This is a genomic window from Nonomuraea salmonea, assembly GCF_042428605.1.
GTDB classification, from domain to species: domain Bacteria; phylum Actinomycetota; class Actinomycetes; order Streptosporangiales; family Streptosporangiaceae; genus Nonomuraea; species Nonomuraea salmonea.
In genome coordinates this window covers 57,010-79,116 of the sequence record NZ_JBHMCF010000060.1, presented here as the reverse complement: position 1 = coordinate 79,116, position 22,107 = coordinate 57,010, and the positions used below count along the sequence as shown (strand labels likewise).

The following is a 22,107-nucleotide window of genomic DNA, read 5'->3' as shown; positions in this document are numbered from 1 at the left end:
GTTCACCTCGCCGTGATCGACGCCTGGCTATGAGCCCACCACTTCTGAAACACGCCCTAGTGCCGGTGCGGCCGGCCGGACCGGTGCGCGGCGAGCACGTCGAGCCCGAAGTCGCCGTCCGGGTCTCGCCACACCGAGTGCGCGTGGTTCGCGCCGCGCTGCGTGTTGTCGTACTCGATGAGCAGGCGCGGCCCGGACAGCCGGTAGTAGTGCGGCTCCCCCGGCTCGACGGCGCCCGCCCAGCCGAAGTGCACCTGGTCGAGATGGTCGTCGGCGAGGTAGTGGCGCCGGTAGGCCGCCGCCACCGGCTCGGGTGCGCGGCCGGTGTAGACGTCGAGCAGGGCGCGCAGCACCTCGCGCTGACCGGCGGTCAGATCGGCGGCGGGCAGCCCGCGCGGCTCGCGGGTGAGCGCCATCGCCGCGTGGTCCTCCTCGGTGTAGCCGGTGCCGCGCTCGGCGGTCTCGTCGATCCTGGCGGCCTGCGCGGCCAGTCGCGGCTCCCGCATCGGGCCGCGGAACAGCTCGGGGACGCGGATCATGCGGTCGCCCGGGCGGACGCGGGCGCGGTTGCCCGAGACGATGTCGGAGATCGCGCGCGGGTGCAGCAGGGCCCGTGCCCGCTCCTCGCGGCCCAGGGAGGTCATGAGGTCGCGGGCGAGGTCCTCCGTACCGCCGAGCGGGCGCAGCGTGCCGCCGGGCAGCGGCGCCGTGGCGGGGTCCGCGCCCACGAACGACGGGGTCGCGGCGGCGATCGTGCCGTCGTGGATCAGCACGTTCACCGACAGGTGGTGGCCGCCCACCCGCCAGCCCCACAGGCGCTCGCCCGGCCGGCCGAAGACGCGCACCCAGTACAGGCCGGGGTCGCGGCCCCGCTCCCTGCCCCAGTCGGTGCCCCAGCCCTCCACCGCGTCGAGCACGTTCTCCAGGCCGATCACGGTGCAGGCCGTGACGTACGCGGGCCGGCTCAGACCGGTCGCGAGCAGCCGCATGACCAGGCCCTGCCGCCGGGGGTCCAGCTCGTTCAGCGGCACGCCGCCGTGGTCGGTCGGGGTGTAGAACCAGCGGACGCGCTCCTCCTCCACGTCCTGGTCACCGAACGGCGCCAGCATCGCCCGGGCGGCCAGCTCCTGGGGCAACCCGTCGAGCAACTCGGCCGCGACGGCCGCCATCTCCGACACCAGCTCGCGTTCGGCGTCCTTGTCTGTCTCCATCGCGTCCATCCTGTCATCAAGCATGATCGGTACATGGATATCCGATGGGAAGGTGGCGACCGTGCTGGACCGCACGGCGCTGCCGGTCGTGGTCGCCGGGATGTCCGCGCCGGGCTTCGCGGCGACGCGGGAGCCGGCAGGGGAGGTCATGGCGCGGCGCGCGGCAGGGGTGATGGCGAGCCCGCCGCACACGCCGCGTACCGATGACGCCGTCGTCGCCTGCTACGCGAAGGCCGCGCGGACCGCGGCGCCGACGGCGCGATGACCGGCCACTGCTCCCCCGACCTGCTCGTGGACGTCGTCCGCCTCGCCGGTCAGCAGCGGGCGGCGGTGCCGTTCCCGGCCGAGCGGATGCCGCTGCCGACGCGTACGGCGTAGTAGTTCGACCGGAACCGGTCGAAGATCGTGTTGTCCTCCAGCTGCAGCAGCGCCTCGTCGGCCTGGCGCAGGGAGTTCCAGCTCCAGTTGTGGCTGCCGGTCCAGACGATCTTCCGGTCGGGCACGCCGTAGTACTTGCCCTCCACGAGCAGGTACTTGGAGTGGATCCAGATCGGGTCGGCGGTGCAGTAATAGCGGACGTTGATCCCGTTGTACGCGCCCGTCGTCTTGACCAGCTCGTTCATCGAGGACACCTCGGAGGCGCTGACCTTGTTGTAATTGACCGCCACCTCGACGTAGCAGCCCGCCCTGTCGAGGGCGAGCAGCTTCTGCGCCAGGTGCGTACGGCTGAAGATGCCCATCGCGACCCGCACGATCGTGCGGTGGGTGCCGTCCACCGTGCCGACCTCGCTGTTGCCGGTGCACGTCACGTGGTCGAGCACCGTGGTCAGGGTGTCCTCGGCCGGGTCGGTGGGGCTGCCGTTGCCCTCCTGGCGCGGGTAGAAGTGCACCTTGGCGGCTCCCGAGGTGACCGGCGTGCGGGTGTCGTAGTAGTTGTTGTCGACCCGGCGGTTCTTCAGGTCGGTGAAGTAGGCGGCGTAGGCGTTGTAGATGCCGGCGTTGCCGGCCAGCACCAGCGCGGAGTTCCAGCCCTTGAAGCCGTCGCGGCCGGTGTGCAGGTTGGCCGACGACTGCACCACGACGTTGTCGGTGCCGCCGGTGCGGGAGAACAGGAAGAACTTGTTGTGGTTCAGCGACTCCGACCCGTACAGCGGGCGGTCGCCGATGCAGCCACGGCCGCTCGGGCACACCAGCACCCACGAGCTCTGGCCGGTGTCGGTGCCGAGCGCTCCCGCCAGCGCGGCCTGGATGGCCGTGCCCGCCATCTTCTTGTCGAAGACGACCTGGACGTTGCGGCCGGCGTTCTTGGCCGCGATCAGGGCGTTGGGGATGGTGGCGTCGGAGGCGTAGTACAGCGACACGCGGATGGTGGAGCCGGGGTCGGCGCCCTGGATGAGCTGCACGATCCGGTCCTGGATGGCGGCAGGGGCGCTGACCGGGTCGTTGAAGACGGCTTCCGTGGCGACGGCCGCGTGGGCGGGCGCGGTCGTCAGGGATAAGAGGGTGGCGGCGGTGGCGAGCAGGACGAGGATGCGGCGGAACAACGGCTGTCCTTTCCCCGGCGACTATGAAGATCGCTTCCTGACGCTAGCAGCGCACGCCGCCGCCGGCACCGCGTTCACGCGAGGCGTTCGTGTCGCGCTTTCGCCTTCGTGCGGCGCTTTCTTTTTCGTGCGGCGCTTTCTCCTTCGTGCGGCGCTTTCTCCTTCGTGCGGCGCTTTCTCCTTCGTGCGGCGCTTTTGTGCGGGCGCGGTCCTCAGCTCTGCCACCAGGCGAGCACCCGGAGCGCGCGCAGGGTGTTCCAGCGGCTCGGCCGCCCGACGCCCTCCTCGTACGCGAAATGCACGCGTCCCGGGTGGACCCGGTCGAGCGGCCAGCGGCCGTCGGGCTGCCGCTTCGCCTCGACGATCTCCACGGCCTCCGCCATCCGGGGGTCCTGCGCGGCCCCCGACCGGCGGAAGTAGTCGAGCGCGCGCAGCACGTCGTGCCGCCAGTAGTAGGGGAAGGCGAACTCCAGGAACGCCGGGTCGGCCACCTCGCCGGTGCTCCTGCGCCGGAACAGGCCGCGCTCCAGCAGGAACTCCTCCCCCGCGCGCCGCGCCTCCCGCACCTTCCCGTCGGCGCCGGTCGCGCGCTCGTACTCGAGCAGGCCGTCCAGCACGCCGAGCGTGGTGTGGAACGACGAGCGCACGGAGCCGTTCTCCGCCTCGCAGTTCCAGCCGCCGTCCGCCAGGCGCTCGTCCAGCAGCCGGGCGACGATCGCCGAGACGTCCACCCCGAAGTAGGCGCCGGTCTCGACCGTCCTGCCGTTGATGCACGGCTCGACCTCGCCGTCGAAGTAGCGCTGCCCGGCGTGCTCCCACCGGCCGTGCTCGCCGACCAGCGCGACCGCCTGCCTGGCCTGCGGCGACTCCGGGTCGAGCCCGAAGATCTGCAGGGTCTGCAGGGTGTGCAGGGTCGTCGTCCAGGGCTGACCCGGCTCGCCACCGGTGTAGTCCTTGGGGAAGCAGGCGCCGCCGTCCCACATCCCGCCGGCGCCCTGCAGGGCCAGCAGCCTGGCCCCCCAGCCTTCCGTGGCCACGCGTTCCCGCTCGGCGGCGACCTCTTCCGGCGCGGCGCCGGTGAGGTCGCGCAGCACCTGCCAGCGAATGGCGGGGTCGGAGTCGAGCAACCAGCTGATCACGTCCATCGCCGCACCGTACGCCATGCGGGAACCGCTATCAACGGCATCCCGTACGCTGGATGAAGTCGGCCGGCCGGCACCGATGAGTTCTTCGAACAGCGGAGGTCTCCATGGGCATGAGGACACACCTGCTCAAGACCAATGACGTCGATCTGGCCTACGACGTCCACGGCCCGTCGCCGGCCGAGGGCGGGCATCGGCCGCTGTTCATGATCGGCCAGCCGATGGACGCCAGTGGGTTCAGGGCGCTGGCCGCGCGCTTCACCGACCGTACGGTGATCACCTACGACCCGCGCGGCCTCGGCCGCAGCGTCCGCAGGGACGGCCGCGACGACCACACCCCCGAGACCCAGGCGGGCGACGTCCACGCGATCATCGAGGCCGTCGGCGGCCCGGTGGACATGTTCGCCAGCAGCGGCGGCGCGGTGACCGCGCTGGCCCTGGTGGCCGCCCACCCCGGCGACGTGCACACCCTGGTGGCGCACGAGCCGCCGGTCATGCCGCTGCTGCCCGACGCCGAGGCCGCCCTGCGCGCCCGCGCCGGGGTCAAGAAGGCGTACGACAGCAAGGGCTGGGGCGCCGGCATGGCCGCCTTCATGGGGCTGACGTCGTGGCAGGGCGAGTTCACCGACGACTACTTCGCCCAGCCCGCCCCCGACCCCGCCGCGTACGGCATGCCGACGGAGGACGACGGTTCCCGCGACGACCCGCTCCTGTCGGACCGCTCATGGGCGGTCAGCGACTACCGCCCCGACACCGCCGCCCTCCTCGCCGCCCCCACCCGCGTGGTGATCGCGGTCGGCGAGGAGTCGACCGGCATCCTCACCGCCCGCACCGCCGAAGCCCTCGCCACCGTCCTGGGCCAGAAGGCCACCGTCTTCCCCAGCCACCACGGCGGCTTCCTGGACGACGAGTTCGGCTACGCCGGCCAGCCCGACGCCTTCGCCGTCCGACTCCGCGAAGTCCTCGACTCCGCCTGACCTCCGACCGCCCCAGGGGGAGCCTCCTCCACCTAAGAGGAGGCTCCCCCTGGCACGGGCACGCGACGGTGCTTTCCCCACTTGAGCCGAGCCGCAGGGCGAGGGCTCTCCTCTGGCACAGGCCGGAAGCCAGGACTCTCCCCACCTGAGACAGACCACGCGACAACCGCCTCCCGCCTGGCACCGGCCACACGGCGGGAGGCACGACGCTCCCCGCCCAATGCCCACTGATCTCCGCACCGCGCTGGAGCCCGTGCGTTGACTTTCCTTGTTGGAAAGTGATTGACTTTCCGATATGGAAAGTCACGGTGCCGACGGCTTGGCCGCCATCGCGAGCGTGCGCGCGGCGCTGGCCGATCGGCTGGTCACGCCGTGGTGGTATCACCCCGGCTTCGCGGCGCTGCTGGGCGGATGCGTGCTCGCCCTCGGGCTCGGCGACGTCTTCGTCAAGGTCGGCGGTTTCCTCCTGCTGATCGCGTGCAGTGCCCTGCTGGCCCGCGCCTATCGCCGGCTGACGGGTGTCTGGGTGTCCGGGTACGAAGCCGGGCCCGCCAGCCGATGGCTCGGCATGCTGGGCGTGCTCACCGGCCTGACGTTCGTCGGAGCGCTCGCGGCCGGAGCGGCGACCGGCCCGCAGTGGCTTGTATACGGCCTGGCCGCGGTCGAGTGCGCCGGCACCGTCGTGCTGTGCCGGCGGTTCGACGCCGACCTCCGCGCGGGCCTCAGGGCGGGCCTCAGGGCGGGCACATGACGGGGCGGTTCGACGAGATCGTGCACGCCCCGAACCGCCTGCGCATCTGCGCCCTCCTCGCCGCGTCGTCCAGCGCCGAGTTCGGGATGCTGCGCGACGTCCTCGGCGTGGCCGACTCGGTGCTCAGCAAGCATCTCAAGGTGCTGCAGGAGGCCGGCTATCTGACGATCTCGAAACCGACCGGCCGGGGCCGGGTCCGCACCTGGGTACGCCTCACCCCGGAGGGCCGCCGCGCCTACGCCGACCACGTCGAAGCCCTCAAAGCCCTCTTCGACACCCCAGCCGAAACGACCTCGCCCGCCGAATCGTCCCCCGAGCCCGGACGACGCCGGTGACGATCACCCCAGCGAGCCCCACTGCTACCGCCCTGCCCTGACCAGATCCGCCGGCGTGAGCGCATGGCACGCCCCATGGGAGATGGGGCCGCTGTCGTGCTGCCCCGCGCCCGGACAGCGTGACTCCACACCGTCCTGTCCATCCCGACCCCTGAGGTCTCTCATGACGAGCAACGCCATGCCTCCGACCGCCCGAAAGACGGCCACCGTCAAGAACCGGATCACGACGGCCGAGCAACTCGAAGCGATCATCGGGCGTCCGTCCGCGATGGTACGGAAGAAGGAACTCGCCGAGCTGGACGACGCCTGCCGCGACATGCTGGCCCTCGCCTCACTCGCCGGCTTCGGCCACCTCGACGCCGGCGGCCACCCCCGGACGACGATGATCGGCGGCTCGCCGGGCTTCGCCCACCCCGAATCACCCACCCGCCTGGCCATCGCCACAGATCTGGACGTGTCAGGCCCGGTCTCCTTCGTCTTCCTGCTGCCCGGCGTCGGCGAGACCCTGCGCGTGAACGGCACGGTCACCGAGCGAACACCCGGCCGCCTGGTCATCACCGTCGAACAGGCCTATGTGCACTGCGCCCGGGCCATCCTCCGCTCCCGCCTGTGGAGCCCCTCAGGCCAACAGCGGCTCACCACCGGCGACCCCGCCCAGCGGGGCAAGGACGCTCCCGGCCGACCGGCGGCCAGCCGACTGCCAGAGGCTGTGGGCGATCACCTCCGGCCGCCGGCTCACGCAGGAACCCCTGGGCAGCCGCCTGCGGATGCGGAAGATCCCGGCGGCCCGTTGTCAGAGCCCGGCGTTCGTGACGTGCTGGCGGCGACGCCGTTCCTTGTCCTGTCCTCCTGGGACGGCGACGGGAGTAGTGACACGAGCCCGCGCGGCGACGTGCCCGGATTCGTACGAGTAGTGGACGGGCACACGCTCGCCATCCCCGACCGCCGGGGCAACAAGCGCGCGGACACCTCCCGCAACCTCCTCACCGACGGCCGGACCTCGGCAGCCGCGCTGGTGCCGGGGAGCACCGACGTACTGCGTCTCAGCGGCACCGCCGTACCGACCGACGACCCGGACCTGCTGGCCGGCATGGCACAGGGCAGCGCCGTGCCCCAGCTCGCCCTGGTCGTCACCGTGGAACACGCCGAGGTGCGCCACAACCAGGCCCTGGCCGACGCGAACGTCTGGGACGCGTCCGGACATGCCGACGACGCCACCCGCACCGAGCTGATGGCCTCGACGACGCGGCAACTCGCCGCGAAGACACCCGCCCTGCGCGGCCTCGCGAAGCTGCTCGCCGTCTTCGCGCGACTGCTCCGGCGCGCGATCGACGCCACCTACCGGCGGGCCCTGCGCAAGGAGGGCTACGACCTGCCAACCCCTGATACGGCGACCGGTGCCGGCGACCGGCACGTACGGCAGAACGGCTGAGCCGAAGACTCCGTCAGGGCGCACCACCCAGCCCAGGACCGCCGGCCTGGCCGGCGCCATCACCTTGCCCAGAAGCGCCGCCCTGCCCGGGGTTGCCGCCGTTCGTGCGGTTGGAGGGGGCGCACCTGCCCTTGCAGTAGCCGTTGGCGAGGATCAGGCGGCCGCGCGCCACCGTGTAGGCGCTGGCCGGCACCCCCACCAGGACTCCCCGGCAGACGGTGCAGACGAGCGACTGATCGGCGCCGGCCGGGGTGGCGAGCTCCGGCGGGCCGTGGCTCGCTGCGGGGGCCACAGGGGTGACGGGGGTGACGTTGGCGGAGGTGGGAGCCGGGGTGGGGGCGGCGGGGTCGGACATGGCGATGCCGGCTGGTGACTCGGTCATGCGGTCACTCTGCCCAACGCCACCGACAAATCTCCTCCGGAGCATCTCCTTTTCCCGGCGACCCCGTCATCCAGCGCGGACCTCCCGGACGAATGTCCCGCGAACCACACGACACGCAGGAAGCAGGACACCGAAGGACGGGGAGACGGCGCCGAGCGGGTTCCGGTTCGTGACGGTGCCCGGCAACCCGCGCGCGTACTACGCGTTCCTGCAGTCCCAGGGCAAGGTGCGCCGGCTGGTGCTGGCCCTCGACCGCCAGGACTGCGTCAACTGACGACGCGGCCCCCTCCCAGCCGGGAAAGGACTCATGACCGAGATCCGAGAGCCGGTATCTCCCGGTGGCTCCCGGCACCAGCGGACGTGAGCGCCTCCTGCACGTCTCAACGGTGCGAGGCTTTGTGACATTCGTCAGGTTCGTACGGGTGAGCTGCTGGTTAGGGTGGCTGGCATGAAGGCCCGGTTCTGGACCTCCGTTTATCTCGTCGTCCTGGTGTGGCCGATTCCCGGGTTCCTCGCCTCGGGGCCGTCCCCTGCCGGGATCGTGGCGGTGGTGGCGGGGGTGGCGGGCTTCGCCGGGCTGTATCTGCGGGTCGCGTGGACGGCGCTGGAGCGGCCGCATCGCAACGCCACCCCGTACGCGCTGATCCTGCTGTACGCGCTCGCGGCGGCGATGGCGCCGGCGCTGGGCGTGATGTGGGTGTTCGCGAGCTCGTTCTTCCTCATCACGGCGGTCGCCACGGCGCTGCCCGAGCGGGCCCTGCCGCTGGCGGCGGGCGCGACGATCGCGGCGGGCACGGCCGCACTGCCGCTGCTCGGCGAGTCCCCGGCGGAGCTGTGGTGGATCCCGCTGCAGGCGGCGGTGTTTACCGCGGCGATTCGCGCTTTTCTCCGGCTGAACGCCGCCAACCGGGCGCTGAGCGAGGCCAACGTCAAGGTGGAACGGCTGGCCGTGGACAACGAGCGGCTGCGGTTCGCCCGCGACATGCACGATCTTCTCGGCCACAGCCTGGCGGTCATGACGGTGAAGAGCCAGCTCGCCGCCCGGCTGGCCGACGCCGACCCGGCACGGGCCAGAGCCGAGATGGAGCAGGTGGAGGAGCTGTCGCGGCAGGCGCTCGCCGAGGTGCGCGAGGCGATCTCGGGCTACCGGGAGCTGTCACTGCCCGACGAGCTGGACGGCGCGCGCCGCGCGCTCGGCACCGCCGGTGTCCGGCTGGAGGTGGCGGCCGGGCCGCTCCCCCCGGCCGCGGAACCCGTGCTGGCCTGGGTGGTCAGGGAGGGCACGACGAACGTCGTCCGGCACAGCGGCGCCCGTGCCTGCCGTATCAGGCTCGGCGTGGCGGACGGGCAGGCGTACGCGGAGGTGCGTGACGACGGCCGGGGATCGGAAGTCGCAGGTGACGAGTGCGGCGGCAACGGCCTGCGCGGCCTCGCCGAGCGCATCGAGGTCGCGGGCGGCACCCTCACCAGCGGCCCTGCGGAGGACGGCGGCTTCCTGCTCAACGCGCGCATCCCGGTGCCCGGCACCGCGCCACTCGCCCGCGACCTGCCCAGCGGACCTGTCGTGATCCGCGCGTCCCGTGGGGGGCGGGTCCAGCCGCCGGCCCGCACCGCTCCCAGAGATCCGTCATGATCCACGTTCCGCCGTCCGGCGGCGTGTCGCTCACTTCGCCTTCAGGGGGTCGCCGTGATTCGTGTGCTGCTGGCCGACGATCAGCATCTGGTCAGGGAGGCGCTGGCGGCATTGCTGGGGCTGGAGGAAGGGATCGAGGTGGTCGGGCAGGTCAGCCGGGGGGACGAGGTCGCTGGGGCGGTGGAGCGGTGCCGGCCCGACGTGGTGCTGCTCGACATCGAGATGCCGGGGCTCGACGGGCTGACCGCGGCGGGCCTGCTGGACGGCGTCAAGGTGATCATTCTGACCACGTTCGGCCGGCCCGGGTATCTGCGGCGGGCGAAGGACGCGGGCGTGGCCGGGTACGTGCTCAAGGACGCCCGAGCAGGTGAGCTGGCCGGCGCGGTACGCCTGGTGCACGCCGGTGGCCAGGTCTTCGACCGCGGGCTCTCCGCCGCCAGCCTGTCCATCGGCGCGAACCCGCTCACCAGCCGCGAACGGGACGTGCTGCGCGCCGCCGCCGAGGGCGGCACCATCGCCGACATCGCGGGACGCCTCTACCTGTCCGACGGCACCGTACGCAATTACCTGTCGTCGGCGATCGGCAAGCTGGGCGCGCGCAACCGGGCCGAGGCGGCGCGTGCCGCGGAGGCCAGAGGCTGGCTCTGACGACCGCGGCAACCCCTGACGATCGTCACTACCGGCCCGATCCGGCGCTCGCGAGGCTGGAGACATGCTGAAACGTGTCGCGCCCGCCATCGGGCTCTTCTTCCTCTCGCCGCTGGCCGGCGAGTTCCTGCTGGGCAACCTGCCCATCACCATGCTGCCGGCGCTCGTGGCGCTGGCCCCGCTGTACGGCGGCGGCGCCCTGCTCGTCCGTGAACTGGCCAGGCGCACGGGCGCGGGCTGGCCGGGCATCGTCCTGCTGGCGCTGGCGTACGCGCTGATCGAGGAGGGCCTGGTCACCCGCTCGCTGTTCGCCCCGAGCTTCGCGGGGATGGACCTGACGGCTCAGGCGTGGATTCCCGGGGTCGAGATGAGCGCCTGGTGGGCGAGCTTCGTGCTCGGCGGCGTGCACGTCGCGGGCAGCGTCTGCGCCCCGATCGCGGTCATGGAGGCGCTGGTGCCCGCCAGGGCGTCGGAGCCGTGGCTGCGCGTGCCCGGCCTGGTGGTGGCGGGGGTGCTGTTCGTGCTGGGGGCGGTGATGGCCTCCGCGTTCGATCCGGGGGCGTACGTTCCGTCGATCGCGCAGGTCGTGGGCGTGCTGGTGGCGGTGGCGCTGCTCGCGTTCGTGGCGCTGCGCCGCAGGACGGCGGGGACGGACGCGGGCCAGGCGCCGGGGCCGTGGCCGGTGCTCGGCTGCTCGATGGCGGCGGGCGCGGTGTTCTGGCTGGCGAACCTGGCCTCCGGAGCGGTCGGCGCGTGGCCGACGGTGGTGATCAACCTGGCGGTGTACGCCGTCGTCTGCGTCCTGGTGGTCCGCTGGTCGCGCCGGTCGGGCTGGGGCCTGCGCCAGATGTTCGCGCTGGGGGCGGGGAGCATGCTCACGTACGCCTGGCACGGTTTCCTGCAGCCTCCGGCCGTACCGGTGGCGCCGGCGGCCGACCTGGTGGGCAACATCGTGTTCGCCGTGGCCGCCGTCGCGCTTCTGGCGGTGATCGCCGCCCGCCTGAGGGCGAGCGTCATGGAGCTCAGCTGACGTCGGTCCCCTTGCGCGTCAGGCCCTGGCCGGTGCCGACACCGCACAGCAGGGTGTCGACCACGCGGGTGGCGGCGGCGTCGATCTCGCACTCGCGCAGCTGCGCCGCCACCCCGATCATCGCGTAATAGACCCACTTAGCCCAGGCCAGGTCGGCGTCGGCACGCAGCACGCCGTCGTCCTTGGCCCGCTGGAGCAGGCGGTCGCAGCGCAGCTCCACCTCGGCGTGCGCCCAGGCGGGCTCGCTGCCGCCGGGCCTGTCGAGCTCGAGCGCGAACGGCCACTGCCGCTTGACCCGCAGCACGTTGACCGCGACCTGGTAGAGCGCGACCAGCGGCGGGGTAGTCTCGGGGTGCGCGGCCTCCACGGCCGCGCCGAACTCGCGGGCCGCCACCGCGGCCAGCGCCTCCAGCAGCGCCTCGCGGGAGGCGAAGCGGCGGTGAACGGTCGTGCGCGCCACCCCGGCCGCCTCGGCGACCTGCTCCATGCTCGCCGCCGGATCCGCGGCGAACACCCGCTCCGCGGCCTCCAGGATCGTGCGCACCGTGCGCTCGGCGTCGGAACGCAACGCCCGGGTCGTCCCACTCACGCCCAGAAGGATACGTGATCGCTCCGCTTGCACGCGAACTTGCAACAAATCCGTGCAAGTTCTATGGTCATCGCAACGACATTGATGCGACTAGCACGTGGAGATGACATGGATCTGCACCTCAGCGGCAAGACGGCCGTGGTCACCGGCGCGAGCAAGGGCCTCGGCCTGGCGATCGTGCGGACGCTGACGGCCGAGGGCATGCGGGTCGTCGCGGCGGCGCGTACGATCACCCCTCAGCTCAAGGAGACCGGCGCCGTCACGGTGTCGGCCGACCTGGCCACCCCCGGCGGGCCCGGCGAGCTGATCGCGCAGGCGCTCGCCGAGCTGGGCGAGATCGACCTGCTGGTCAACAACGTCGGCGGCGGCGACGCGACCCCCGAAGTCGCCGGCCCGTTCGCGGACATGAGCGACGACCTCTGGCAGCGCACCTACGAGCTGAACCTCTTCAGCGCCATCCGCGCCACCCGCGCCGCCCTGCCCAGCCTGCTGCGGCGGCGCGGCGGCGTGGTCAACATCTCCTCCATCTCGGCACGGATGCCGAGCGGCGGGCCGATGCCGTACGCGACGGCCAAGGCGGCGCTGACCGCGTTCGGCAAGGCGCTGTCGGAGGAGGTCGGGCCGCAGGGGGTGCGGGTCAACACGATCTCCCCCGGCACCATCCGCACCGCGATGTGGGAGGAGTCGGGCGGGTACGGCGCTCTGCTGGCCGGGATGCACGGGGTGGAGCTGGAGCAGTTCCTCGCCGGCCTGCCGGCGGCCACCGGCATGACGACCGGCCGGCTCATCGAGCCCGAGGAGGTCGCCTCGCTGGTGGCGTGGCTGGCCTCACCCCACGCGGCCAGCGTCACCGGCGCCGATCACATCATCGACGGCGGCGTCATCAAGACCGCCTGACCCCCGGCAGGCTCAGGGGATGGCGGCGTGCGGGCGGTCCGGGGTGTTCAGGCGGGTGCCGCGGCGGGGTGGGGCTCGCCCGCCTGGCGGGCGCGGGAGCGGTAGCGCAGGGGCGACATGCCCACCTCGCGCTTGAACGCGGTGCTGAACGCGCTCTCCGACCCGTAGCCCAGCTCGGCGGCCAGCGACCCGACGCGTACGTCGCCGTCGCGCAGGGCCCGCCGCGCCAGCAGCATCCGCCACCGGCCGAGGTACGTCAGCGGCGGCACCCCCGCCAGCGTCCTGAAGCGTTCGGCGAACGAGGTGCGCGACATCGCGGCGGCCCTGGCCAGCTCCTCCAGGCTCCAAGGCCGGCCGGGCTCGCCGTGCATGAGGGTGAGCGCCGGGCTCAGGCGCTCGTCGGTCATCACCCGCAGCCAGCCAGGAGGCAGGTCGGCCTGATCGACGTAGGCGCGCAGCAGCTCGAGCACCAGGAGCTGGGCGTACTGGCGGATCGCGAACGCCGACCCCACCCGGCCCGCGCCCGCCTCCTCGGCCAGCAGGCGCAGGTTGCGGTGCAGGGCGGAGGCCTCGGCGGCGCGCACGTGCCCCACGGGCGGCAGCGCCTGCGCGAGCAGCGTCCGCCCGACGTGGTTGACCTCGATGTGGCCGCCCACGACGACGTCGGGCGGGCCGTCAGCGTCGTCGTGGCCGTAGGAGTTGTAGCCGGGCCCCGGCAGGAACTCGCACACCGGCCCGTCGCCGGTGCCGCCCTCGATGCGCAGCCACGAGCGCCCATTCAGGATGGCGACCTCGCCCGGCCCGAGCTCGATCGGCGTGTCGAGGCCGTCGGCGAGCAGCCGCCCGTGCCCGTGGACCATCGCGATGAGCTTCAGCGGGTCGCCGATCTCGTGCTGCGACCGCCAGGGGCCGTACACCTCGAACGCGCCCGTCATCTGGCCGCGCACCTCGACGAGTTCGAACACTTCCGAGAGCTGGTCGCTGCGCATGGCCGTACTATCGAGCAGAAAATCTGAACTGTCAATTATTCAGCGTACGGACGGCGGCGGCCAGAGTGGGAGGCATGAACGACACACAGCATCCCATCGGGTCCGGATTCACCGCCGCCTCCACCGCCGGCGACGTGCTCAAAGGCATCGACCTGTCCGGCAAGAACGTCATCGTCACCGGCGGCCACAACGGCATCGGCCTGGAGACCACCCGGGCACTGAGCAAGGCGGGGGCGTCGGTCCTCGTGGGCGCGCGCAGCCCCGAACGTGCGGCGCCGGCGCTGGAGGGCATCGAGCGGGTCGAGGTCGACCGGCTCGACCTGCTCGACCCCGCCTCGATCAGCGCCTTCGCCGCCCGCTACCTCGCGTCGGGACGTCCGCTGCACATCCTGATCAACAACGCCGGCATCATGTCCGGGCCGCTGGTCAGGGACGCACGCGGGTACGAGTCCCAGTTCGCCACCAACCACCTCGGCCACTTCCAGCTCACACTCGGCCTGCTGCCCGCCCTGCGCGCCGCACACGGCGCCCGCGTCGTGAACGTGACCTCCGGCGGGCACCGGCTCTCCGACATCCGGTGGGACGACCCTCACTTCACCACCGGGTACGAGGGCATGCTCGGCTACGGCCAGTCCAAGACGGCCAACGTCCTGTTCGCCGTCGAACTGGACCGCCGATGGAAAGCCGACGGCATCCGCGGGTACGCCGTGCACCCCGGCATCGTCCACGGCACCGACCTCGGGCCGCACCTGGCCGTCGGCGAGGAGCGCCGGCAGTGGCTGAGCGACGCCGAACTGCGGGCCATGGGCATCATCGACGAGTCCGGCCGGCCGGTACACGACCCCGACCGCGAGCTGAAGACCCCGCAGCAGGGAGCCTCGACCAGCGTCTTCGCGGCGACCAGCCCGCTGCTCGACGACATCGGCGGCGTCTACCTGAAGGACAACGACATCTCACCGGTGGACGAACCCACTGAGATCAACTTCGGCGCCGACGACAACATCCGCTCCTACGTCGTCCCCCACGCTCTCGACCCGGACTCGGCCCGCCGCCTCTGGGACCTGAGCGAACGCCTCCTCGGCACCTGAGCCCGCGGCGCTCGGACCTGCCTCAAGGCAGGCGGGTCAGGGCGTCGACGGTGCGGAGGATGTGTCGGCGGAGCAGGGTGGCCGCTTTGCCGGGGTCGCGGGACAAGGCCGCCTCCTCCAGGGCGCGGTGCTCGGCGTCGGCGTCCCGGTCGGGGGTGGCGGCGCCTGACCAGCGGCGGGCCAGCTCGCCTGCGGTCCAGAGCCGGTCGAAGCCGTCCAGCAGGACGTCGTTGCCGCAGCCTTCGAGCAGTGCGCGGTGGAAGCGGCGGTGCGCCTCCGCCCAGGCCTCGCCGTACGGGGCGTCGCGATCGTCCTCGTACGGCGGGGTGCCGGCGAGGCGGTGATGGGCGGCCCGTACGCGCGCCTCCCACTCCAGGTCACCGCGCTCGATGGCCAGCCGCAGCATGGCCGGCTCGGTCAGCGCCCTGGCCTCGGCGATCTGCCGCCACCGCGCCGCCCCGGTCTCGGGCACGGCGAAGCCCCGGTTCGGGAGCCGTTCCGCCAGCCCCTCCCCCACGAGCCGCAGCAGCGCCTCCCTGGCGACGGCGAGGCTGACGCCGTGCCGGGTGGCCAGCTCCTGCGGCTTGAGCGGCTGCCGGGGCGCGAACTCACCGTGCAGCACGGCGGCCCGCAGCGCCGCGTACATACGCTCGGACGGCGACCCTTCGATCGATTCACTCGCCATAACTCACATCCTAGCCAAATAATCGATTTTGTGTAGAGTGGTCGATCGCGGCGCCCTTGTGCCGCATGTCCCCGAAACAGGAGATCCGTTCATGAGCAACAACCCGTTCGCCCGCCTGCCCGAGGTGCCGTCCTTCACATTGACCAGCACCAGCGTGGAGGACGGCAAGCCGCTGCCCCCGCCCCAGATGGGCGGCAGCGACATCTCGCCGCAGCTGTCGTGGAGCGGCGCCCCCGAGGGCACCCGGAGCTACGCGGTCACCGTGTACGACCCCGACGCCCCCACCGGGTCCGGGTTCTGGCACTGGGCCGTCGCCAACCTCCCCGCCACCACCACCTCGCTGCCGGAGGGCGCGGGCGACGACACCGGCTCCGGCCTGCCCGCCGACGCTGTGCGGATCCCGAACGACGCCCGCCTGGCCCGCTACATCGGCGCCGCTCCACCCGCCGGGCACGGCGAGCACCGCTACTTCATCACCGTCCACGCCCTCGACGTCGAGGACATCGGCGTGCCCGCCGACGCGACCCCGGCCTACCTCGGCTTCACCATGGCCGGCCACACCCTCGCCCGCGCCACCCTCATGGCCACCGCCGAAACCCCGGCCTCCTGACCCCAGCCCGACGCCCGCGAGGCGGCAGGGCGGGGGCGGCGGTGTCAGCGTGGGGTGACGGTCAGGGTCGTATAGGTGCCGGCGCGTAGCAAGGTGAGGCGGGCGGCGAGACCTGCGGCGGTGAAGGCGGCGGTGAGCGTGTCGGGGCCCTCGGTGAAGTGACCCCAGCCCTCGAAGTGCAGGGGCACGACGTGCGAGGCGCCCAGGATCCGGGCGGCCTCGGCGGCCTGGGCGCTGGTCAGGGTGAGGTTGGCGCCGTCCATGAGGGCGGTTCTGGCGGCGCCGGCGAACAGCACGGCCACATCGACGGAGAACCGTCCGGCGATCTCGGCGACGAGGTCGAGTGAGGCGTTGTCGCCGCTGACGTACACGGTCGGCACGGTCGGCGCCCCGTCGCCCGACAGCACGAACCCGGCGACCTCTCCCACGACGGGCTCGCTGCCCTCGGGCCCGTGCAGGGCGGGCACCCGGGTGACCCGCAGCGTCCCGCCCCCGGGGCGGGGCAGGTCGACGTGCTCCCAGACGGGCACGGCGCGGGTCGTCCCGCCCAGCCGCCCGGCCGCGCTCGCCGTGGTGAGCACGATCGGGACCTCGCCGAGGTAGTCGCGCCCGCCGTCGTCGAGGTTGTCCTTGTGCTGGTCGTGGGAGAGCAGCACGGCGTCGATCGGCCCGACCTCGGACGGGCCCAGCACGGCGGGCGCGGTCTTGGTGAGGACGCGTCCTGGCGCGACCTCGTACGAGCCGACCGGGTCGAACGTCGGGTCGGTGAGCAGGCGCAGCCCGCCCACCTCCAGGATCGCGGTGGGTCCCCCGAGCGCGTGCACGCCGATCTGCGGTGCGGTGGTCATGTTCGTCCTTCGCGGAGTAGGTGGGCGGTCAGCCGGTGCGTTCGTCGTCGAGCGCGCCGGCGACGTCGGCCGCGAACCGGTCCCACGCGGCCTGCCGTGACACCCCCAGCGCCTCGCCGATTCTGGCCCACGTCACCCCGCGCTCGCGCAGCAGCCGCACCCAGGCGCGCAGGTCGCGCTCCGCCTGCTCCACGGTGAGGGCCTGGCGGGGCAGCATGGCCAGCATGTCGTCGTCGGACATGGTGGTCAGGTAGGCGTCGGTGCGGGGGTCGGGGCCGCGGTGCACCGGCGGGGGAGCGTCGCCGGAATCGGCCGGCGGGCCGGCGATGATCTGGGCGGCGAGGTCGACGCAGGCGTCGCAGATGTAGACGCCGGGGCCCGCGACGACGCGGGCGGCCTCGGCGTACGGCTTGCCGCAGAACGAGCAGCGGGTCGGCAGGCCGTCGGCCGCGCCCACGGGACGGGTGCGTCTGCTGCGTGTCACGGCAGGATCATCCCACGGAGGCTTGTCAGCCCAAGCTTGACAGCCCTGCTTGTCAAGGGCAGGCTGACACGACCACCCGACGGGAAGGACTCCCCCATGCCCACTCCCCTGCCCGACCTGCGCCCCTGCCACGGCGGGCGCGGCCGGCCCTTCGACGCCGCCCGTCCCGGCGACGTGCCCGGCGGCCATGTCGAGGAGGAGTACGTGATCAGCGGCACCGCCGCCGCCTACCAGGAGGGCGGGGCCGGCGTGCGGGCGCGCGCCCCGTACGTCACCCGCCTGCTCACCCGGGCCCCCGAGCGGGGGTTCAACGGCGTGGTGATCGTGGAGTGGTTCAACGTCTCGGCGTACATGGACGCGGGCGTCGAGTGGGTCTACACGCACACCGAGCTGGTACGCGGCGGCTACGCCTGGGTCGGCGTCTCCGCCCAGTGCGCCGGGGTGACCGGCAGCGCCCTGCCGCCCGAGGGTCCCGCACCCGGCGGTCTCCAGGCATGGGACCCCACCCGGTACGGCACGCTGCAGCACCCGGGCGACGACTTCTCGTACGACATCTTCTCCCAGGCCGGGCAGGCGATCGCCGAGCTGTTCCCGGGAGCGCGGCTGGTCGCGGCGGGGATGTCGCTGGGTGCGCACCGGCTCACCACCTACGTCAACGCGATCGACCCCCTCGCCCAGGTCTACGACGGGTTCCTGATCCACAGCCGCATGGGCGCCGCCGCGCCGCTCGTCCTGTCCGATCCGCCCGCGTTCGATCCGACGCCTGTGCCGTTCCGCGACGACCCGCGCGTGCCGGTGCTGGCGCTGCTCACCGAGACGGACGTGGTCACCCTCGGCTACGGGGCGGCCAGGCGTCCCGACGGGCCCGCCCTGCGCGTGTGGGAGATCGCCGGCGCCGCCCACGCCGACACCTACGCCGAGGCCGGCGCCGCGCACGACATGACCCGCCTCGACCCGGCTCGGCTGGCCGCCGCGCTCGCTCCGCGCCGGCGGGCGGCCGGGTTCGACTTCGGTCACACCGTGAACGCGGCGCCGCAGCACCATTACGTGGCCAACGCCGCCGTCCACCACCTCGCCCGCTGGGTGCGCGACGGCACGCCCCCGCCGCACGCCCCCCGCCTTGAGCTGCGGCCCGGATCGTCGGCCGCGCTGGCCAGGGACGCGTTCAGCAACGCGCTCGGCGGCGTGCGCACCCCCTGGATGGACGCGCCCACCGCCGTCCTGACCGGCATCAGCCCGAACGACGGGCTCATCGAGCGGCTCTTCGGCGAGACCGTGCCGTTCGACGCGGCGACCCTCGAGACGCTCTATCCGGGCGGGGCGGCCGACTACCTCGAGGCGTTCGGGGCGGCCACCGACGCGGCGGTGGCGGCCGGCTTCCTGCTCCCGGCCGACGCCGACGAGATCAAGGCGCTGGCCGCCGCCTCATATCAGACCGCTACGGTGTGATCTTGCTCGGGCCTCGCCCGCCCTGGCTATTGTTGATCTCCACAATGCGGCGGAGGGGGATCACGACAGATGGCTCAGGACGAGTCCGAGGCGTCTCTGGGGAGCCGGTACGTGCTGCTGGAGGAGATCGGCGGCGGTGCCATGGGGACGGTCCGGCGGGCGCGCCTGCGCGACACCGGCGAGATCGTGGCGGTCAAGCTGCTGCGCGACGGCCTGGCCGCCGACCAGGACCTGGTGCTGCGCTTCGTCCAGGAACGCAACGTCATGCGCAGCCTGCGCCACCCCCACATCGTGCCGCTACGCGACTTCGTCATCGAAGGCGACCGGCTCGCCCTGGTCATGGACCTCGTCGAGGGCGGCGACCTGCGCGGCCTGCTGCGCCAGCGCGACACCCTGCCGCCGCCGGAGACGGCCCGGCTGATGGCGCAGGTCGCCGAGGCGCTGGCCGCCGCGCACGCACTCGGGGTCGTGCACCGGGACGTCAAGCCGGCGAACGTGCTGATCGACACCGCCGGGCGGGCGCGGCTGAGCGACTTCGGCGTTGCCCGCATCGTGCACGGCCCCGGCCTGACCGGCACCAGCTCGATCATCGGCACCCCCGCCTACCTGGCCCCCGAGGTCGCCGAGGGTGACGCCGCCACGGCCGCCGTGGACGTCTACGCGCTCGGCCTCATCCTGTACGAGCTGCTCGCCGGCCGCCCGCCCTTCGCCGGCGACCACCCGATGGCGCTCCTCCGTCAGCACGCCACGGCCATGCCCCGCCGCCTCCCCGGCATGCCCGACGCCCTGTGGACGCTGATCCGGACCTGCTCCGCCAAGGACCCGGCCGCCCGCCCGACCGCCGAAGCCGTCGCCGCCGCCCTCCACCAGGCGGCCCCGGCCCTGACCGGCCTCACCGCCTTGCCTCCCGTCCCCCGCACCGACCCCGCTTCCTCCACCTCAGAGCCCCTCCCCACCCCACCCAAGCCGGCCCCCACCCCGTCGCAACCGACCTCCTCCACCCCGTCGCAACCGGCCCCCTCCCCCACCCCGGATCCGCTGCCCGCCGTCCCCGGCCCCCTGGGCCCCGCCACCAACCCGCGGCACTCCGGCCCTGGCGCCGCCACCAACCCCGAGCCTTGGCCCCCGGGCTCCGGCCCCGCGACTCCGGGCGCGTTCAGCACCTCCGCCTCCCCTCCGTCCGGACACCACGCCCCCTTCACTCCGGAGCCCCACCCGCAGGCGGCCCCTTCGCAGCCGCCTTCCTCGGCTGAGCAGTCCACCTGGCCTCGCGGAGCCGGTGGCCCGCCTCCCGCTGGCGGCGCGGGGAGCTTCGCTCGGCCGTCGCGGAAGCGGGGCGTGCTCGTGGCGAGCGGGGCCCTGGCGGTGGTGCTGGCCGGGACGGCGCTGGTCGTCGCGGCCCCGTGGCGGCAGGAGGCCGCTCCCGTGGCCGCGCCCACGACGCCGCCGTCCACCGCGTCCACGCCACCCGCCACGCCGTCGGGGGCCGCGGCCGTGGACATCGCGACGCCGTCGCCCAAGTCACTGGCCAAGCCCAAGGAACGCCAGGAGACCCCGAAGGTGGTCGTCACGGTCACCGCCGCCCCGCCGAGCCCGGCGACCACCGCGCCGACGCAGCCCGTACGGACGAAGTCGAGCAAGCCGAAGCCCCGGGAGACCGAGCCTGAGACCGAGGCGCCGCCGTCGGAGCCGCCGGCGCCGCAGTGGCGCTGCCGCTCCTGGCTCACGACGGCCGGCGGGGTGGACATGTCACCGTGCATGGCGGTGACCGGCGACATCATCCACCTGAAGGGCCAGGTCAGGGGGTCGGCGCGGTCCGACGTCCACGTCCAGCTCTACGACACCGACGCCGACACGAACCTGTCGCAGCCGTTCATCTGCGCGGATGTGCTCGCGCCGGCGGGCGGGGTCGCCACGTGCGGCCCGTTCACGATCAGCGTCCCGCGCAAGGGGGCGAAGACGGACGTGCGGCAGCGCTGGCGGCGCACCGGCAGCGTGTCGTGGAGCGGCGGCGCGGAGAGCCCGTACGTCGTCTGGTGACCCGCGGTTGACGATCCCGATCGCGCGTACCGGGGCATCGACCAGGGCGACGCGGCGGCGCAGCGGCTGACGGAGGTGCTCGGTCGGCCGAGCCGCCTCGTGCGGGTGCCGCCCGAACACGACAGGACCACCAGCGGAAGCACCCCCGGCACCGCCGGACTCGCCTACGCCAAGCTTGCCATCCGCTGCGCCGTCCACCATGGTCGAGCAGGAGACGGGGGCGAAGGCGGGCCCGGAACCGCTGCGGACCCTGGCCGACTACCGCCGGGTGGCGAAGGGCGGGGTGGCGTTCGGGGTGCGGTACGCGGTGCTCAGGCCCGGAAGGGCGGCGGTCGGCGAGACCGTCCAGATCACCGAGTGGGGTCCGTCCGAGCTGTAGCATGATGGATCGACAAAATGCGATATGTTGATCCGACTTGTCGCATGAGGAAGGAGAACTGCCATGAGCGGGAACGACCGCCTTGACCTCGGGCCTTTCGGCATCTACACCTTCGACTTCGAGCACCTGCCGGCGGCGCGGGTGCGGGATGCGGTTCAGGAGCTGGAGGAGCTGGGCTGGCCGGCCGTGTGGGTCCCCGAGCTGCTCGGGCGCGAGGCGCTCTCGCACGCCGGCTTCCTGCTGGCGAGCACCGAGCGGCTCAAGGTGGTGAACGGCATCGCGCAGATCTGGTCGCGCGGAGCCCGGTGGGCGCACGGCGGCGCCCTCCTGCTGGCCGACGCCTACCCGGGACGGCACGTGCTCGGGCTGGGGTTCGGCGGCGAGCCGAAGCCGGGGGTCAAGCCGCTGGGGGCGATGGCGGCGTACCTGGACGAGATGGACGGGCTCGAGACCGTGAACCCGGCGCCGCGGGGTCCGGTGCGGCGGATCCTGGCCGCGTACGGGCCGAAGATGCTGGAGCTGGCCCGCGACCGGGCCGCGGGCGCCCAGACCTACCACGTGAACGTCGCGCACACCGCGCAGTCGCGCGAGCTGCTCGGACCTGAGGCGTTCCTCGCGGTCGAACACCCCGTGCTGTTCGAGTCCGACCCGGACAAGGCCCGGGCGATCGCGCGCGAGCACCTGAGCCCCTACCTGTCCCGGCCGTACAACGTGGCCAAGTTCCGGCGGCTCGGCTACTCCGACGAGGAGTTCGGCGGGGGCGGCAGCGACCGGCTGGTGGACGACTTCGTGTTCTGGGGCGAGCCGGACGCCATCGCGGACAAGCTGCGCGCCCACCGCGAGGCCGGGGCCGACCACGTCACCGTCCAGGTGATCGGCGTGCAGCCCGGCAGGTCGGCGATGCCGCAGTGGCGGCTGCTCGCCGAGGCGCTCCTGCCCGTCAGTACGATGTGAACACATCGAT

The 22,107-nt window shown here is 73.0% G+C and carries 24 protein-coding genes; 15 read left to right on the top strand and 9 right to left on the bottom strand.

The window, feature by feature from the left end; genetic code table 11:
• Positions 1–56: 56 nt before the first annotated feature.
• Positions 57–1,211, bottom strand: coding sequence for a DUF3500 domain-containing protein (locus ACFFR3_RS47375; protein WP_345405829.1), 1,155 nt, complete (start codon positions 1,209–1,211; stop codon positions 57–59).
• 61 nt (positions 1,212–1,272) lie between these two features.
• On the opposite strand from ACFFR3_RS47375, the gene ACFFR3_RS47370 reads away from it, so the two are divergent.
• Positions 1,273–1,476, top strand: coding sequence for a hypothetical protein (locus tag ACFFR3_RS47370; RefSeq protein ID WP_345405826.1), 204 nt, complete (start codon positions 1,273–1,275; stop codon positions 1,474–1,476).
• A gap of 49 nt (positions 1,477–1,525) precedes the next feature.
• On the opposite strand, the gene ACFFR3_RS47365 is transcribed toward ACFFR3_RS47370, so the two are convergent.
• Positions 1,526–2,755 (bottom strand): phospholipase D-like domain-containing protein, encoded by a 1,230-nt coding sequence (locus tag ACFFR3_RS47365; RefSeq protein WP_345405823.1) that lies wholly within the window; start codon positions 2,753–2,755, stop codon positions 1,526–1,528.
• Positions 2,756–2,967: 212 nt separating this feature from the next.
• The gene (locus ACFFR3_RS47360; RefSeq protein WP_379485315.1) at positions 2,968–3,900 is read right to left on the bottom strand and encodes a squalene cyclase; all 933 of its coding nucleotides are present in this window, start codon (positions 3,898–3,900) and stop codon (positions 2,968–2,970) included.
• 104 nt (positions 3,901–4,004) lie between these two features.
• Here ACFFR3_RS47360 and ACFFR3_RS47355 point away from each other — a divergent pair, with 104 nt between their 5' ends.
• The 4 genes from ACFFR3_RS47355 to ACFFR3_RS47340 all read left to right on the top strand — a co-directional run bounded on the left by ACFFR3_RS47355 (position 4,005) and on the right by ACFFR3_RS47340 (position 7,392).
• Positions 4,005–4,874 carry an alpha/beta fold hydrolase gene (locus ACFFR3_RS47355; RefSeq protein ID WP_364372495.1) on the top strand — a complete coding sequence of 290 codons (870 nt, stop codon included), beginning with the start codon at positions 4,005–4,007 and terminating at the stop codon, positions 4,872–4,874.
• Positions 4,875–5,169: 295 nt separating this feature from the next.
• On the top strand, positions 5,170–5,625 hold the full coding sequence (locus ACFFR3_RS47350) for a hypothetical protein (protein ID WP_379485314.1): 456 nt from the start codon (positions 5,170–5,172) through the stop codon (positions 5,623–5,625).
• On the top strand, positions 5,622–5,960 hold the full coding sequence (locus ACFFR3_RS47345) for a transcriptional regulator (RefSeq protein WP_345405808.1): 339 nt from the start codon (positions 5,622–5,624) through the stop codon (positions 5,958–5,960). The genes ACFFR3_RS47350 and ACFFR3_RS47345 overlap by 4 nt, the downstream gene beginning before the upstream one ends.
• A gap of 163 nt (positions 5,961–6,123) precedes the next feature.
• Positions 6,124–7,392 (top strand): pyridoxamine 5'-phosphate oxidase family protein, encoded by a 1,269-nt coding sequence (locus ACFFR3_RS47340; RefSeq protein ID WP_379485313.1) that lies wholly within the window; start codon positions 6,124–6,126, stop codon positions 7,390–7,392.
• A gap of 13 nt (positions 7,393–7,405) precedes the next feature.
• On the opposite strand, the gene ACFFR3_RS47335 is transcribed toward ACFFR3_RS47340, so the two are convergent.
• Positions 7,406–7,774 (bottom strand): hypothetical protein, encoded by a 369-nt coding sequence (locus tag ACFFR3_RS47335; protein WP_379485312.1) that lies wholly within the window; start codon positions 7,772–7,774, stop codon positions 7,406–7,408.
• Positions 7,775–8,222: 448 nt separating this feature from the next.
• Here ACFFR3_RS47335 and ACFFR3_RS47330 point away from each other — a divergent pair, with 448 nt between their 5' ends.
• The 3 genes from ACFFR3_RS47330 to ACFFR3_RS47320 all read left to right on the top strand — a co-directional run bounded on the left by ACFFR3_RS47330 (position 8,223) and on the right by ACFFR3_RS47320 (position 11,085).
• A complete protein-coding gene (locus ACFFR3_RS47330; RefSeq protein ID WP_379485311.1) occupies positions 8,223–9,407 on the top strand; it encodes a sensor histidine kinase in 1,185 nt (394 codons plus the stop codon).
• Positions 9,408–9,461: 54 nt separating this feature from the next.
• Positions 9,462–10,055, top strand: a complete 594-nt coding sequence (locus ACFFR3_RS47325) for a response regulator transcription factor (protein WP_345405796.1) — start codon at positions 9,462–9,464, stop codon at positions 10,053–10,055.
• Positions 10,056–10,119: 64 nt separating this feature from the next.
• A complete protein-coding gene (locus ACFFR3_RS47320; protein WP_364372480.1) occupies positions 10,120–11,085 on the top strand; it encodes a hypothetical protein in 966 nt (321 codons plus the stop codon).
• Here the strand turns inward: ACFFR3_RS47320 and ACFFR3_RS47315 are convergent.
• Positions 11,078–11,674, bottom strand: coding sequence for a TetR/AcrR family transcriptional regulator (locus tag ACFFR3_RS47315; RefSeq protein ID WP_345405787.1), 597 nt, complete (start codon positions 11,672–11,674; stop codon positions 11,078–11,080). The genes ACFFR3_RS47320 and ACFFR3_RS47315 overlap by 8 nt on opposite strands.
• A gap of 108 nt (positions 11,675–11,782) precedes the next feature.
• Between ACFFR3_RS47315 and ACFFR3_RS47310 the strand changes: the two genes are divergently transcribed.
• Complete coding sequence (locus ACFFR3_RS47310) at positions 11,783–12,571, top strand: oxidoreductase (RefSeq protein WP_345405784.1); 789 nt, start codon at positions 11,783–11,785, stop codon at positions 12,569–12,571.
• Positions 12,572–12,618: 47 nt separating this feature from the next.
• Here ACFFR3_RS47310 and ACFFR3_RS47305 read toward each other — a convergent pair whose 3' ends face one another.
• Complete coding sequence (locus tag ACFFR3_RS47305) at positions 12,619–13,560, bottom strand: helix-turn-helix transcriptional regulator (protein ID WP_364372471.1); 942 nt, start codon at positions 13,558–13,560, stop codon at positions 12,619–12,621.
• A gap of 74 nt (positions 13,561–13,634) precedes the next feature.
• Between ACFFR3_RS47305 and ACFFR3_RS47300 the strand changes: the two genes are divergently transcribed.
• Positions 13,635–14,648: an SDR family NAD(P)-dependent oxidoreductase gene (locus ACFFR3_RS47300; protein ID WP_379485310.1), complete on the top strand. Its 1,014-nt coding sequence runs from the start codon at positions 13,635–13,637 to the stop codon at positions 14,646–14,648.
• Positions 14,649–14,670: 22 nt separating this feature from the next.
• On the opposite strand, the gene ACFFR3_RS47295 is transcribed toward ACFFR3_RS47300, so the two are convergent.
• A complete protein-coding gene (locus ACFFR3_RS47295; RefSeq protein ID WP_379485309.1) occupies positions 14,671–15,333 on the bottom strand; it encodes a GntR family transcriptional regulator in 663 nt (220 codons plus the stop codon).
• A gap of 91 nt (positions 15,334–15,424) precedes the next feature.
• On the opposite strand from ACFFR3_RS47295, the gene ACFFR3_RS47290 reads away from it, so the two are divergent.
• Positions 15,425–15,943 (top strand): YbhB/YbcL family Raf kinase inhibitor-like protein, encoded by a 519-nt coding sequence (locus ACFFR3_RS47290; RefSeq protein ID WP_379485308.1) that lies wholly within the window; start codon positions 15,425–15,427, stop codon positions 15,941–15,943.
• 44 nt (positions 15,944–15,987) lie between these two features.
• Here ACFFR3_RS47290 and ACFFR3_RS47285 read toward each other — a convergent pair whose 3' ends face one another.
• Together ACFFR3_RS47285 and ACFFR3_RS47280 are read right to left on the bottom strand one after the other, a co-directional pair.
• The gene (locus ACFFR3_RS47285) at positions 15,988–16,791 is read right to left on the bottom strand and encodes an MBL fold metallo-hydrolase (protein ID WP_345405772.1); all 804 of its coding nucleotides are present in this window, start codon (positions 16,789–16,791) and stop codon (positions 15,988–15,990) included.
• A gap of 28 nt (positions 16,792–16,819) precedes the next feature.
• Positions 16,820–17,275: a ClpX C4-type zinc finger protein gene (locus ACFFR3_RS47280; RefSeq protein WP_379485307.1), complete on the bottom strand. Its 456-nt coding sequence runs from the start codon at positions 17,273–17,275 to the stop codon at positions 16,820–16,822.
• A 96-nt stretch (positions 17,276–17,371) separates the two neighbouring features.
• Here ACFFR3_RS47280 and ACFFR3_RS47275 point away from each other — a divergent pair, with 96 nt between their 5' ends.
• The 4 genes from ACFFR3_RS47275 to ACFFR3_RS47260 all read left to right on the top strand — a co-directional run bounded on the left by ACFFR3_RS47275 (position 17,372) and on the right by ACFFR3_RS47260 (position 22,097).
• Positions 17,372–18,724, top strand: a complete 1,353-nt coding sequence (locus ACFFR3_RS47275; RefSeq protein WP_379485306.1) for an alpha/beta hydrolase domain-containing protein — start codon at positions 17,372–17,374, stop codon at positions 18,722–18,724.
• A gap of 69 nt (positions 18,725–18,793) precedes the next feature.
• Positions 18,794–20,764, top strand: coding sequence for a serine/threonine-protein kinase (locus ACFFR3_RS47270; RefSeq protein ID WP_379485305.1), 1,971 nt, complete (start codon positions 18,794–18,796; stop codon positions 20,762–20,764).
• 175 nt (positions 20,765–20,939) lie between these two features.
• Positions 20,940–21,143 carry a hypothetical protein gene (locus ACFFR3_RS47265; protein WP_379485304.1) on the top strand — a complete coding sequence of 68 codons (204 nt, stop codon included), beginning with the start codon at positions 20,940–20,942 and terminating at the stop codon, positions 21,141–21,143.
• Between the two features lie 63 nt (positions 21,144–21,206).
• Complete coding sequence (locus ACFFR3_RS47260) at positions 21,207–22,097, top strand: TIGR03620 family F420-dependent LLM class oxidoreductase (protein ID WP_379485303.1); 891 nt, start codon at positions 21,207–21,209, stop codon at positions 22,095–22,097.
• Positions 22,098–22,107: the final 10 nt, after the last annotated feature.